Raw genomic sequence first — 14,584 nt, forward strand, 5'->3', positions numbered from 1 at the left:
TGCTATGAAGATTTTTCGAAGCTATGGCTTATTATTAGGGGGATTTGGCTTTTCTTATTTAGGAAATTGGATTTATCTCGTTGCTTTAAACTTAATGGTTTGGCATTTAACGTATTCAGCAACAGCAGTAGCAGGTATCTTTATTGTTGGTCCTATTGCCCGCATCCTTACAAATTTTGTGGCAGGTTCCATTATTGATCGGTCAAATAAAAGAAACATTATGATTGCGATGGATGTTTTACGTGGACTAATTGTTTTCTTAATGCCCTTTATGACATCCATCTGGCTTGTCTACGGCTTATTATTTTTAGCGAATGTCGCTAGTAGTTTCTTTGGACCAAGCAGTACATATTATATTGCCAAATACGTGCACGATGCAGATAAGCAACGTTTTAATGCCCTGTTAGGTACATTCAATTCAGGTTCTTTTATGTTAGGCCCGGCCATCGCGGGTGTGCTTATTGCCTCTTTTGATATTAATATTGCGATGTGGGTAAACAGTGTGACATTTTTTGTTTGTGCATGGGTGATTGCCCGTTTACCGAACTTAGAGGAGGAAGTGAAAGAGAAGCGGGGAGTCCTTACAATTCGAGTAATGATAACTGACTTTAAAATCGTTTGGACTTTTATACAACAACAAAGGCAATTTTTAAAATTTTTTATTGCCTATCAAATTGCACTCATGGTTGCTTTTGCATTAGACTCGCAAGAAATGACGTTTATCAAAAAAGTTTTATCAGCTTCTGATAGTTTGTATGGTGTACTTGTCAGTGTTGCAGGGGTAGGGGCTATTGTTGGTGGTTTATTGGCAATGGCTTTAGTACAGAAATTTTCAATCACTACCTATATAGGAGTTGGACTAACATGTACGATGTTATCCTATACCTTGTTCTATGCGTCCAGCAATATTTGGTTTGCAACAGGTTGCTTTATCACGTTAGGTGTTTTTATGGCATTTAGCAATACGGGATATGATACGGTCTACCAAAAAAACATTCCACCACATTTAATGGGGAGATTCGGTAGCGCTGTCAGCCTTGTTCAAAGTGTTATTCAAATAGTACTTACATTTAGTTTAGGCGTAATGGCAGATTGGTTTTCTCTACAGCTTGTAGCTGTTATTTTTGGTGCAATTGGTCTGGTATTTGCTATATACATGGCTATCCATATTGCAACAAATAAGCAGGCACTGCAAATCAAAAAAACAAATTGACTATATTTATTATAGACTGCGAAATAACGGTAGGACCCATCAACTATAGTGAAAGGTCCTTCTTTGTCATAGCGGTTATGGAATTGGCGTTGACACATTGCCCATTAAAGCAAAAGCATTTAATGACATCGTTCCTGGGGCATCAGTCATATTATAGCCAACTGGATCATTCGGAAAAACGACGTCATAAATATTTGGTGGTACTACTAATCCCCAAGGTAAGGCCACATTAAATATATTGTTATAGACTTGTATTTGGCCATTGGCTGGAATGGATGTTGGAAGCCCGAGTGTATAAGTATAGTCTACATAAACAGAAAGGTTACTTGATACAGAAAATGGATCTGGACTTTCAATAGGTGGATTAGGATTTGTGATTTGATTGTTTTCAATCAATATTGGTGCAATCGTTGAAAAATTGTACGGCTGTGTAGGAGGAATAAACGTAATGGTCGGCCCTGGTCGGTCTTGTTGGTCAATAACATTGTTTGAAACATGAATAGAAACAGTGTCGTTAGCTGCAAGGTTAAATAATACAAAGTGTGAAAAACGGGTCACAGTATTATTTAATATAATAAATGAAGCGTTAATAAAAGTGTCTGTAGGTGTATCTACTTGGAAAATAATAGCGTTTCTGCTATCGGGTCCACCTGAAAATGTGTTGCCGGAAATATTCATTGTTCCTGTCCCGCTTCTGAGCTCTATGGCATGTCGATTACCAGTATGAATAAATGTTGAATTGAGGATGGCTATATTGGAGGCATTGATAATTGCAAGACGCTTTGGTCCTCCTTCTATAATAAGATTATTTAACGTTAAATTATCATATAAAGTGTTGCCAGGAGCATGGTCAATTCTCAATAATGACACATCATCTGCATTTGTAATGGTCGGACTGAGAAAATGAAGATTGTTAATTGTCACATTATTTGCGGCAATATTGAGATTTGATTGTGCCACCGGTGGATTTGGAAACTCAATCACTGTATTCTGTGCAGAAAGGCCAGAAATTGTTAATGGTTTATTGACAGTGATATCAGCTGTTTCAATAAAATTTCCTGGGAAAACAATAAGACTATCCCCAGCATTGGCCCCATCAATTGCTGGTTGTAAATCGTTATAATAGATTCCCTGATTAATGTTAAGTATACGCCCTGCAGGTGGCGTACAAACAAAATCAGGTGAAAGTGAACGCCCTCCGGCAGGGCAAAATGTGCAGTTCGATGAAGTAAGACTTAATAATAATGTACAACTTTGGTTAGAACAAATGAAAGTCTCCTCACATATGCCCGTACATGTTTTACAAATGTAATCTCCAATACTAATACCATTACAATTTCCCGCCACATACATTACCTCATATACACAGGAAAAGGGAACATTGATTTGTGGAATGCTAATCGGTGTAATGACCCAATCATATACTTGTGGGACTTTCAAGCAGAGCTTTTCAAACAGTTGTGTTGTTTTTTCTAGATTTGGCTTAAATGGAATGGACGGTTGTTGATCTGGTAAAAAACATTTTGATAGTAATATGTCTTTTCGAGGTTTACAAAACTGACTTTCCATTGTGACTACAATGTCATGGATAGACTGAACTGATAAACATAGGTCGATGGCTATTAATAAACCTTGGAACATACCATTTGCATTAACTGCCTGAGAGGAACAGTGAAAATCAGTCAGTCTACAGGTTATTTGCGTCCCCTCGGGTGCACATAATAAAATTTGTTTTGTTACAGAAAAAGGTTCTATATGTCTAAGGCCATTATCGAGCACAATCGTTACATAACCAGTGATAAGAATATCTACTCGTTGAAGGTCAATAGTTGTTCCATTTGGCAAGACGGACCATTGTTTAGGACGTGCGTTTGCAGTAGTTAACTCTGTACAGCTTATACTCTTTGGCAAATACGGGTCCAGTTCACGCCCGTTTTCATCTGATAGAAAACAACATAAGACGCTTACCATAATACCCTGTTAACGGATTTAAGCTTGTTTATTTTCATTATAAAATTGCTCCTTTTTCCATTACTCCTATCTCCCATTATTATATGTACGTTGTGGTAAGTTAACAGGTGATTGGCCTAGAAACCAATTTCATTTCCAATAAATGAAAAGAGGTTCAAGTAGTGATATAAAGATGTGAACCTCTTTGCTAAGAGCACAACGCACCATTTTAAAACTTTAGTTTTGAAAAACAAAATGTGATCGAACGTTTGATGTAAAGCGAGCAAAAGAACAGCAAGCAAGATATAACGAGTGCAAAAGGGATACTGAAAGCAATCGGAAGTTCAATGCCTTGCCAAATGCTCATTTTGATTTCATCAATGCCTACAGTTCGTAAAATACCAGCAAGTATGGATATTATGGCGCTTACAACCAGTCCTACGTATAGAATGGTTAACACAATAAGGGCTAAGAAACAAAAAAATCCACGAATCATTTTCATCCTTGTTCCCTCCTAATGATGTGATGTACTTTCGCAAGGGGGGAAATGGTATAACTTTCGGTGTAATAAAGTTTCTGTATTGTACAATGGTCCCCAACTTCAATAACGGTACCGTCTACAAACTCTGCAATTGTGTAAGCAAGGTGTAAATTTTTGCCCTTTATCGAATGACAATGCAGTTTTTTACTGAGAAGAGAAAGTGAGAACTTATCTTTTTCTATGATGATGTCATCTGCAACGAGTTGGGTAATGCTACTTGGACCAGATAATTTTAAGTGAAAATGTGATGCCTGTATTTCTTGAGCTTTCACAAAGCCGATTGCCTGAAACTGCTGTGCATGTAAGGATTGTGCAATTGTCAGTTTTCCTGTACTCGTAATAGTCGAAACTTCCCCAGAGCGGATTGTTACATTCCCCGCATTCGTCAACTCTCCTATTTCACAATAATCTTTCATATTACAAGAGCCTGTATTTTTTAAAGTGCGAGCAATAACACGGGAATGAAATACACTATGTCCATGTGTGGATATAATCTTTAAGTTCACTTTTTGATGGACACCAACCGCCCCGCGAATATTCAACTGTTCGCAGTCGGGCATTAAATCATAAATTTTGCCACTAGTAAGCGTAATACTATGCTGTTTTTGTATGCGTTCATTTGTCATGCTAATTATCACCTCTTTTAATTTAATTAATATATGTTTTAATTATTAAAATATATATTAATTAAATTATATGCTGCTCTATTTTGTCAAGAACAAAAAACTGCCTAGTCTATAGGTGAAAAATAAATACCGTTATGAGGGCAATAAAAAAAGGATTTCAATGTTTGAAATCCTTAAAAAATTTTTTGCATTAACTGATTTACATCCGTTAATACATTTGCTATTTCTGTTAGTTTTTCTTGTGGAAGTTTTAAAAATATTTCTTGTACTTTTTGTTCTCCTTCTGTCGTTAACTTCATATTTACGACACGTCGATCTTCACTTTCTCTAACGCGTTGAACAAAATTAAGCTTCTCCAATTTATCGCACATGGATGTAACAGCCCCGGGGGTTACACTAAAGAAATCAGCAATTTCTGTTGCCTTCATACCACCGTTGATTTTTAGCTGAAGAAGAAGGATAAGCTGGTTTTGAGATAATGTTTCGCCTTCTGACAGCAGATTCACAAACATCATAGATTTTTGCTGTATTTCAAGCATTTCGCGCATGATGCTTTCAACTTCGTGCATTGGATTATTTTTTGACATATGATCACAGCCCACTAAAATATTTACTTATTAAATTATATAGTAAATATATAATTTATGTGAAGTGAACCATTAATTATTTCCAGGTAACCTTGAAGCGAATATAGGTTTCTTCAGTAGGTATTGAACTAACGTGATGAGCCCTATTATTAAAAGCGATACAGGTATTATAAATAACAAATGTCCTATTCCAGGAGCAAATAAAGTTACAGTAGATAATGGACCAAATAATTGTGGGAAAGCAATTAAAACAAATGAAGGTAGTAGCAAGTTAAAGACCGCTAGTGAGAACCACTGAAACGCCAGCTGAAAAGTTGTTACTTTAGGTTTTTTACGGTTAAACAATCGATAAATAGACCGAACAATAAGCGCAATAATGATCGCTAATAGTAAATCGAATAGTATATATTTTAGAAAGGGCTTACTATTCGATAATGAGGGTTGTTCTTGATGGACAAGTTGATGAAGTCCATTTACGATGGCATCATATTCATTTAAATTAAAATAATCCATGGCATTGATTTGGAGACTAATACCGTATTCCTTGTCCAATAACACTTTTGAATAGGTGTTTTCTGTCCAGCCATTATGGGAGATAATCGCATTTTTTACTTCCCAACCCATGGCATAATAAGTACTATCCCCGATAAATGCAAAAGGGTGGTGTAATTTGTTCATTGCGTTTGGTGATAGTATGTTTTTCCCGTTAAAGTGACCATTATTCAATTGCGCTATCATGTAATTTGCCATATCTTCTGCACTAGAAAGAAGATATCCTGAAGAAACAGTGCCACGATGGATTAACTGTTTTGTAGGCATCTTAAATCCAAATACAGTTTGATAACCCGTAGCGCTAGTATTGTTGCGATCATCTTTTGGATCTGCATAACTATTATGCATTGCCAGCGGCTTAAAAATATGTTCCTCTACATATTCTTTATAGGATGTATTTGTAACTTCCTCTATGACTGCACCTAATAAGTTATAATTCAAATTTGAATATTCATATTGGCTACCTACAGGTGATGCCAACTTTATAGTGGCTAAGGTTTTTACATGTTCTTGTAATGTTTGATCACCGTTGGATATTGCTAATTGGCCATCATAAGTAGAGAGACCGCTTGTATGGTTTAACAAGTGTAGAATGGTTATTTTTTTAGCTTCTTCTTTATTAGCAAGTTGAAACGTTGGTAGTATGGAGGACACTGTATCATCTAAATGGAGTTTCCCTTGTTCTACAAGCTGCATGATGGCAAGAGCAGTAAACGATTTACTGACGGAGCCGATGACGATAGGTGTTTGTGGTGTCATTTTTGTCCCATCTGGTTTTGAAACACCATAACCTTGCAAATATTCAACTTGGTTTTCCTTAACGATAGCGAGTGAAGCCCCTGGGATGTGCAATCGGTCAATTTCTTTTGTCATAAATGCGTCAATAGCAGAAATATCTAAGGTTTTATCTTTATCTATGACAGGATCGCTAGTGGCAAATACAACACCATTGATAGTGAATAGTATGAGCAGGAAGATGACGATAATTTTCCCAATAGCTGATTGTTGTTTATACATAAAGTATGATTCCTTTAGCTGTATTGTAGTCGTTTAAAAATCTTTGGTCATGGTAGAACTTTGATAAAGTCTTCTTTTATAAACATAAAAATACATACTTAATGGCCACCAAAGTACTAAGAATATTGGGTAGATCGCCCAAATTACGCTTGGTGAAGAAACAATGTTGACGATAATAAAAAGAATACTGATGTGTAAGCTAGCATAAACCGAGAAGGCAACGAACGTTCTTTTTTGGGCATGATATAGAGCTAATGGCCACCATATCACTAAAAATGCCGGGTAAATCGCCCAAGGATATTGTGGGGACATGATGAAATTGATGAATGAATAATAGAAGATGGTGCTTGCACAGCCAATCAGTGCAATATTCAATGATTTCGCTTTTTCCTCTAAATACATAAGAATGGGCCACCATACTATCGGATAAATAGCATAGATAAACCATAAATGCTGCGGTGAATACAATAGATTTTCAATAATGAGAAAAGCAATAACCATGGCGCTACAAATGACGGCGTATTGTTTATATAGTTTTTTGGACATGAAATATAAAGTGATTGGCCATAGCAACAGCAATATACAAGGGTAAATAAACCATATTGTTTGAGGAGTTGTTGTATAATTGACAATTCCTAAAAATAGCATAGTCATCAAACTGCCAACAACCGAAAAACTAATAAAATGTTTCATATTTACTCACTCCATTTCTTACGTGACCAGACGAAGTACATCGAAAGGGGCCACCATAGTATTGCGAAAATTGGATAAATCGCCCAAATTGTATTGGGTGTGTAATAAAGATTGATAAAAATAAAGAACGCTGCTATTAATCCACTTCCCCATAGCGAAAATTCTAAATTTAACTTAGCCATACTTTTCTTTTCAGGCTCTTTTACACCCAATTCCTTTTTTAAATCTTCAATATCGCCAAATTCAACGATTGCTTTATTGATGGCATCCTCTTCTTCCTTCCCTTGCTCCATTAAATAAAATACTTTTTCTTCAAGGTTTTCGATGATTTCCTGTTTCACCATTTCTGTTTCAGTATTGCGTGGCATGTCTTTAAATAGCTCATCAATATGATGTTTAATTTTTTTCATTCTAAGCCCTCCATAAATAAGTCGATAATTTCCTTCACTTCTGCCCATTCTTTTACAAGCTCGCTTAAATAAGCCTTGCCTAATGAGGTAATGCGATAATATTTTCTTTTGCCTCCGTGCGATACATCGCCATAATAGGCTTCAATTACTTCTTTTTTTTCTAAACGTTGAAATACGGCGTATAGAGTTGCTTCTTTAATTTGAAAACGATTTTTTGTCCGGTTGCTTATTTCTTGGGAAATTTCGTAACCATAGCGATCCTTCTCTAAAATTAGCCGCAAAATAATTGAATCCAAGTGTCCACGGATAATGTCACTTCGAACCATACGTCACCTACTTAAAATTATTGCTCTATCTGATGGAGTAATATTAGCAAAGATTACTCTATCTGTCAAAGTAATAATTGGTACTTTATAGAAAAAGTTAAAAAATAAAAGCCGACCAAGTAGGACAAGTATCCTGAATGGTCGGCTTCGTTAAGTTTAAAAAGTAAAATTGGTTGTTATAAATACAATCCAGCTAAAAAAATACCTAACGCTTCTTGGTATATAGTATCGAACTGGCTAATTGGCAGCGGGTTTGTACCGCTACCTAGCTCTACTGTGAAGCCTGGTCTGCGCCAATCTTGAATAAACCAATCTTTATAACCAGCATAGCTATTTGCAGATTGAATGGGCTCATAACCACTTACTCTGCTAAATTCTTCTACCATTGTTTGTGATTCAGGTGGTTCAAGATTTTCAAATCCCCAATAAATGACTCTGCCCTGCGTATGAAATGCTAAAACCCAAGCAAAATGGCTGTTCCTTGTTAAATCAGCCATAGCAATAGCTTCTGGCTGGGTCAACGGAGCTTCCCCTCCATAATCACGTGGTCCTGGTGTTTGTGGATTGCGAGCATTTTCAAGCTCCCACTTTGCAGGAAATTGGTCGTTTAAATCAACACCATTAATGTTCGCCTTCCATCCAGAAAAGTTTTGACTGTTATGATTCCAAGCAATTAGTTTATTTTTTAATGCTTCGTTAGCTGGAGGACCGTTGATAACTAAATTGACGCCATCGGGGTTAACCATCGGAACTAGTGATAGCGTTGTTTGGTTATAAAGTGGTCCCATCGAGAGCCCTCTTATGGTCGTTTGATTTGTTAGTGCGAGTAAATAGTCGTTTAGAAAAGTCATGATGGTCGGTGTAGTAATCCATTCATTTGCATGAAAGGAACCGTTATAATGTATGCGTTTTGAGCCGTTTCCAATTAAAATCTCAGGAATTGGTTGTGCTAAAACGGAGTTGCCAATGGATGTGCTTTGAAGAAATGGATAGGCGGTTTGTAGTTTTTTTATATCATTCATCATCATGCTGTAATCATAATTTTGCTGGCCGTTTACGAGCCGCCAAGTTAGTCTTTGAGGAACTTGTATTGTCTGCCCAATGTGTAGTCGACTGGGTTGGATTTCTGGATTGACAAGTAAAATGGCATTGAGCGGAAGATTTTTGTTTTGGGCGATTTGCCACAAAGAGTCGCCTTGGATAATGGTATAACTAGTTGTTACATAACCAGGTATTTGAATACGTTGTCCTACTTGAAGGTGTTGAGGGTTGATGTTTCGATTGGAGTCCAAGAGTAGTTGAAGGGGTATTTTAAACAAATCGCTGAAATACCACAGTGAATCACCAGGCCTAATCAATATATCCACATTTTTCTCCCCTTATTTCAAAATCATTCAATATAAGATGTATATGAAATTATAAGATGCTTATTAACAAAATCACGAAACAATACAAAAGACTTTCTTTAATTTGTCGACAAAAGAATGAATATAAATAGATATGTATAAATAGACAAATTTTCATTATTTTTTGGGGGTATTTTTGAAAGGATAAGATTAAATGGCTTTGAAGCGGGAAATAAGTAGGGAGAAAGAAATGCCTAAATTTATAAATATGCAATTTTAGTAAAATGGATAAAAGGTGAAGTGCATCTGTAATTTTTAATTCCATCATTATACTGTTAATATGTTAGTAGGACAGGTAAAGGTAGGGAATACAATGGATAAAAAAATGAAAATGGGTATTCGGACTAAGATTACCCTCGGTTATGTAGTTATTATTCTTTGTTTACTTGCGTCAGTGATTATATTAAACAATCAAATTACTTCCCTACAAAAGGAAAGGAATTTTATTATTAAATATGATTCTCAAGTACAAACACTTACAAATCGTATTGAAAAATATATTTTAGATATGGAAACGAGCCAACGAGGCTATATTATTACGGGTGATTCGAGCTATTTAGAGCCATACGAAAATGCCGAAGAAAATTGGAAGATTGACTATGATGAACTCTATCAGTTATTAGAAAATAGGGGCAATCAGCAAAAGAAGTTAGAAACTATTAAGGCTACGATAGAACATTGGATTGCGACATCTGGTGAACCGACAATACATTTAAAAAAAGAAAAGAATACGGTAGCATTGCAAGAATTTTTTAAAGTAGATGTTGGACGCAAAGATATGGACACGATGCGAAAGCAATTTGACGCTTTCCGTGCAGATGAGAACGCATTTACGCAAACTAAAGCAAAACAATTAGACAAAACAAATAGTAATTTAACTACGGCATTATTTGGTATCTTAGTGCTTGTATCTTTTATTGCGATTGTTATAGCTAGTGGGATTTCACGTTCAATCGTCAAAACAATAACAGAGGTCACACAAACAATTAAAGAAATTGCCGCTTCAAAAGGTAATCATCGAACAAGGATTCACGTTAAAACGAATGATGAAATTAATGCGCTGGCAGATGCGACAAATGAGCTGTTAGATACACTTGAGCGAAGAGAATGGCTGCAAGCTAATATCGCTGAAATCGTTACAAAATATCAAGGTATTTCTGCTATCACGAAATTGGCTGAAACTTTTCTTTCAGAAATGGCGCAAAAAACACAATCATCCTTCGGTGCATTTTATGTGCGAGAAATGCACAATAACGAAGTCTGCTTTGTGAAGAAAGCGTCCTTTGCTGACGTGGGAGACAAGGTTGGTATTGACCAATTTAAAATTGGACAAGGTTTAATTGGTCAATGTGCGCTTGAAAAACGGGTTTTCATTAATCACGATGTTTCGCAAGATTATCGTTTAATTGGAACAGGCTTAGGTGAAGCACCGCCAAAGAGCATTTTTATTTTCCCCATTATATTCGAAGATGAGGTTATAGCAGTCGTAGAACTTGCGACGATGAAGAGTTATACAGCGTTACAGCAGGAATTGGTGAACCAAGTAATCGAAACATTTGGATTAACGGTCAATAGCATTTTAGGACGTATGGAAATTGTACGACTCTTAAATGAATCAAGAGCCATGACAGAGGAATTACAAGTACAATCTGAAGAGCTACAAACGCAATCGGAAGAGTTACAAATGCAAACAGAAGAGCTCACGATGATTAATGAACAGCTTGAGGAAAGAACAAAAGAAGCTGAAATGAAAACGAAAGAATTAGAGAGCGCCAAAAAAGATTTAGAAGATAGTGCGGAGCAACTTGTATTAAATTCTAATTACAAATCTCAGTTTTTAGCCAACATGTCCCACGAATTACGGACACCATTAAATAGCATTTTAATTTTGTCTGAAATGTTATCAGAGAATGGCAACGATAATTTAACGGAAGAAGAGATGGAATTTGCAAGAGTCATTCATTCTTCTGGTGAGGATCTACTTGCATTAATCAATGATATTTTAGATATATCAAAGGTTGAGGCTGGTAAAATTGAAATTATTTTTGATGAAGTAAATATGAGTGAATTGCCAATGCAAATAGAGCAAATCTTTGCGCCAGTAGCTAAGAAAAAGAATTTAGAATTGCATATTTCGAAAGCACCAAACGTAGTCGATATTTTCTATACAGACGAAAAGAGATTCCAACAAATTTTAAAAAATTTATTATCAAATGCATTGAAATTTACGGAACAGGGTTATGTACATTTAAATATTAAGCAGCTTGATCATCAACAACTAACATCTAATATGCAAGAAGTAAGCACAGAATGGCTTGAAATTACGGTATCTGATACGGGAATAGGTATTCCAAAGGACAAGCATCAGCTAATCTTTGAATCCTTCCAACAAGCAGATGGGGCTACTGTACGTAAATATGGTGGAACAGGTCTTGGTTTATCCATTTGTAAGGAATTTGCAAAATTACTTGGAGGTTGGGTTGCATTACAAAGTGAAGAAGGGAAAGGCAGTAGCTTTACGCTCACTATTCCAAGTTTACCTAACGGCTTAAATACGACAGCCTTAGATTCCGCTTATGTTGAAGTGGTCGCTACACTAGAAGCAGATGACATTGTTGAAGAAGTGGAAGAGCAAGTAGAGGAAAGCTATCAGGTTTCTCCACAAGAAGTAGAAGTTTTCCAAGGGAAAAATATTTTAATCGTAGATGATGATAATCGCAATATCTATGCATTGAAAGCAGCGCTTGAAAAAAGAGGCATGAATATTCTCGTTGCGAAAGATGGATTAGAATGTTTAGAGATTATGGAGACGAATAATAAAATAGATCTTATTCTGATGGATATTATGATGCCGAATATGGATGGATATGAAACAATGTCTATTATTCGTACGAAAATGAAGCTTACTGATTTGCCAATTATCGCTTTAACAGCAAAAGCAATGAGTACAGATCGTGATAAATCTCTAGAAGCAGGTGCATCTGATTATATTAGTAAGCCGTTAAATCTAGATCAATTAGTATCGGTCTTACGCGTATGGCTAGTTTCTAAAGGGAGTTAAAAAATAAGCATGGATAATCAATTCCAAAATTTTGAGCTAAAGCAACAAATGAATAAGCATGCGGATATGGAAATTGAGTTACTACTCGAAGCTATCTATCGTTTATCCGGTTTTGATTTTCGACAATATAATCGCTCATCTATTTCTCGTCGGATTTATAATCGGATGAGGGTGAGTAATATACCGACTATTTCCCGGGTACAAGAAAAAGCGATACATGAAGAAAGTTTTTTGGAGCAGCTTTTGAATGATTTTTCTATCAATGTCACAGAAATGTTTCGTAATCCTAGCTTTTTTAAAGCGTTCCGTAAAGAAGTTGTGCCCTATTTAAGACAGTACCCAGAAATTCGTATATGGCATGCAGGATGTGCTACAGGCGAAGAGGTGTACTCAATGGCTATATTATTACAGGAAGAAGGACTAATAGATAGGTCTGTGATTTACGCTACGGATATGAATGAGCATGTGTTAGAAAAGGCAAAAAAGGGCGCCTTCTCAATAAAAAAAATGCAAGCATATACAACGAATTATATGCTTGCGGGGGGGAATCATGCTTTTTCGGAATACTATAAAACTGACTATCAATACGCCTATTTCCATCCGGAACTTTTAAAAAATATTATTTTTGCACAGCATAATTTAGTAACAGATCAATCCTTTAATGAATTTCATGTGATTGTCTGCCGCAATGTTTTAATTTATTTTTCTCCTGCTCTACAAAGCCAAGTACATCATTTATTTTACGATAGTCTAAGCCGAGATGGCTTTTTATGTTTAGGTGATAAAGAAACGCTACGTTGTGACGGGATCATTTCAAAATATAAAGAAACTGTTGCCATTGAAAAAATTTATCAAAAAAAATAGAAGGTAGTCATAGAAAAAATCCGCTATACATTCTGTTGCAGACATTGCGTTTACGCTTGTCAGCAGCAGAAATGTATGCGGATTTTTGAAATTATTGACTCATAAATTTACATTGCTTGTGCTTGAATCATTAATACACACATATCGTCCGGTTGGTTTTTTTGCTTTTCTTTAGGTAGTAAATTATCAATCAGACATTGTGTATAATTCCATTTTTTTGAGGTTAGTTTTTGTAAAAGTTTTTCAGATTCTATTTCGCATGGTCCCATCGCCTCTAAAACCCCATCCGTATATAAAACAATTTGAACATCCTTTTGATATTGTATTGTTTGTTTTTGTACCTTTATTTCTTCAAAAAAGCCAACAGCACAGCTTCCTTGGTTTAAAGGAACTAGTGTAGTTTCATCAACAAGTGCGTATCCAGCAGGATGGCCCGCGTTAACGTATTCAATTGTTTTTTGTTCCGTATCAATCACTATGTAAATAGCTGTAAAGTAATGAATATTTTCTTCCTTTGCATTTTGCAGAAGCGTCATATAACGATTTAGTTCCTTAATAACGAGCTCGGGTTCCACCAACTGTTTGACAGCTTCCCTTAGTACAGAAGAGATAAACATACAAACGAGCGCTGCTGGTATACCGTGACCCATCATATCGAGTAAAATAACCGCGTAACGGTGATCGTTAATTTTATACCAATAGTACATATCCCCTGCTAAATTTGAAGAGGGGAGGTAGGATACCTCGATTTGAATATGATCTTCAGTTAAAGGTGCACTTAGTAAACTGCGTTGTACACGTGTGGCTAAATCTAATTCATACTTGATTTTCATTTCTTGTTTCATATGCCAATCTAATTCAGCCTTTAATCTTAGAGCAACACGAATTCTTGCAAGAAGTTCCGTCTTATTGATGGGCTTTGTAATATAATCGACCCCTCCAATATCGAGTGCTTCCGCAAGCTTGTTTTTATCTTCTAATGCTGTAACGAAAATAATTTGAATATCTTTGAATTTTTCATTTTGTTTTATCCGTTTGCAAGCTTCAATACCATCTATTTCAGGCATCATAATGTCTAATAAAATCAGCTCGACAGAAGTACCTGCGGGATTTTTTGCATCTAACTGAAGATAGTCGAAAAGCTCATAAGCTGATGAAAGAGATACACAGTTATCATAACCTGCATTTTTTAAAATTTTTTCGATTACGAATAGATTGACTGAATTGTCATCTACAAGAAGAATTGTCATAGTTTTTTCCCCTTATTCTGCTTGAACCATTGATGAAGTGCAGATTATAAATTGTATTAAAAATACTCTTAACATCATTATTATACAA

The 14,584-nt window shown here is 35.8% G+C and carries 13 protein-coding genes; 3 read left to right on the plus strand and 10 right to left on the minus strand.

The features are described 5' to 3' along the window. The first annotated feature begins 4 nt into the window (after positions 1 to 4). Entirely contained in the window at positions 5 to 1,213 is a 1,209-nt protein-coding gene (locus tag FC748_RS19480; protein ID WP_108031081.1) for an MFS transporter, read from the plus strand. A 75-nt stretch (positions 1,214 to 1,288) separates the two neighbouring features. Here FC748_RS19480 and FC748_RS19485 read toward each other — a convergent pair whose 3' ends face one another. From FC748_RS19485 to FC748_RS19525, 9 genes are all read right to left on the minus strand, one after another. Then, positions 1,289 to 3,184: a BMQ_0737 family morphogenetic spore coat protein gene (locus FC748_RS19485; protein ID WP_108031080.1), complete on the minus strand. Its 1,896-nt coding sequence runs from the start codon at positions 3,182 to 3,184 to the stop codon at positions 1,289 to 1,291. A 208-nt stretch (positions 3,185 to 3,392) separates the two neighbouring features. After that, positions 3,393 to 3,665 carry a hypothetical protein gene (locus tag FC748_RS19490; protein WP_108031079.1) on the minus strand — a complete coding sequence of 91 codons (273 nt, stop codon included), beginning with the start codon at positions 3,663 to 3,665 and terminating at the stop codon, positions 3,393 to 3,395. Beyond that, a complete protein-coding gene (locus FC748_RS19495) occupies positions 3,662 to 4,330 on the minus strand; it encodes a hypothetical protein (protein ID WP_108031078.1) in 669 nt (222 codons plus the stop codon). The genes FC748_RS19490 and FC748_RS19495 overlap by 4 nt, the downstream gene beginning before the upstream one ends. Positions 4,331 to 4,503: 173 nt before the next feature. Continuing rightward, positions 4,504 to 4,917, minus strand: a complete 414-nt coding sequence (locus FC748_RS19500) for a MarR family winged helix-turn-helix transcriptional regulator (protein WP_024364304.1) — start codon at positions 4,915 to 4,917, stop codon at positions 4,504 to 4,506. A gap of 72 nt (positions 4,918 to 4,989) precedes the next feature. Next, positions 4,990 to 6,486 (minus strand): serine hydrolase domain-containing protein, encoded by a 1,497-nt coding sequence (locus tag FC748_RS19505; protein WP_108031077.1) that lies wholly within the window; start codon positions 6,484 to 6,486, stop codon positions 4,990 to 4,992. A gap of 33 nt (positions 6,487 to 6,519) precedes the next feature. Continuing rightward, the gene (locus FC748_RS19510) at positions 6,520 to 7,179 is read right to left on the minus strand and encodes a hypothetical protein (protein WP_108031076.1); all 660 of its coding nucleotides are present in this window, start codon (positions 7,177 to 7,179) and stop codon (positions 6,520 to 6,522) included. Between the two features lie 2 nt (positions 7,180 to 7,181). Next, entirely contained in the window at positions 7,182 to 7,589 is a 408-nt protein-coding gene (locus FC748_RS19515; RefSeq protein WP_024364301.1) for a permease prefix domain 1-containing protein, read from the minus strand. Beyond that, positions 7,586 to 7,915 carry a PadR family transcriptional regulator gene (locus FC748_RS19520; RefSeq protein ID WP_024364300.1) on the minus strand — a complete coding sequence of 110 codons (330 nt, stop codon included), beginning with the start codon at positions 7,913 to 7,915 and terminating at the stop codon, positions 7,586 to 7,588. Before FC748_RS19520 ends, FC748_RS19515 begins: the two co-directional genes overlap by 4 nt. 176 nt (positions 7,916 to 8,091) lie before the next feature. Next, positions 8,092 to 9,282 carry a M14 family metallopeptidase gene (locus FC748_RS19525; RefSeq protein ID WP_108031075.1) on the minus strand — a complete coding sequence of 397 codons (1,191 nt, stop codon included), beginning with the start codon at positions 9,280 to 9,282 and terminating at the stop codon, positions 8,092 to 8,094. Between the two features lie 352 nt (positions 9,283 to 9,634). Between FC748_RS19525 and FC748_RS19530 the strand changes: the two genes are divergently transcribed. After that, entirely contained in the window at positions 9,635 to 12,382 is a 2,748-nt protein-coding gene (locus FC748_RS19530; protein ID WP_108031074.1) for a CHASE3 domain-containing protein, read from the plus strand. A gap of 9 nt (positions 12,383 to 12,391) precedes the next feature. Beyond that, on the plus strand, positions 12,392 to 13,246 hold the full coding sequence (locus FC748_RS19535; RefSeq protein WP_024364451.1) for a CheR family methyltransferase: 855 nt from the start codon (positions 12,392 to 12,394) through the stop codon (positions 13,244 to 13,246). Positions 13,247 to 13,353: 107 nt separating this feature from the next. Here the strand turns inward: FC748_RS19535 and FC748_RS19540 are convergent, their stop codons facing one another. Beyond that, on the minus strand, positions 13,354 to 14,496 hold the full coding sequence (locus FC748_RS19540; RefSeq protein ID WP_025220879.1) for a SpoIIE family protein phosphatase: 1,143 nt from the start codon (positions 14,494 to 14,496) through the stop codon (positions 13,354 to 13,356). Positions 14,497 to 14,584 lie beyond the last annotated feature (88 nt).

Origin of the sequence: Lysinibacillus sphaericus (genome assembly GCF_005217585.1) — a bacterium.
Taxonomy (GTDB): domain Bacteria; phylum Bacillota; class Bacilli; order Bacillales_A; family Planococcaceae; genus Lysinibacillus; species Lysinibacillus sphaericus.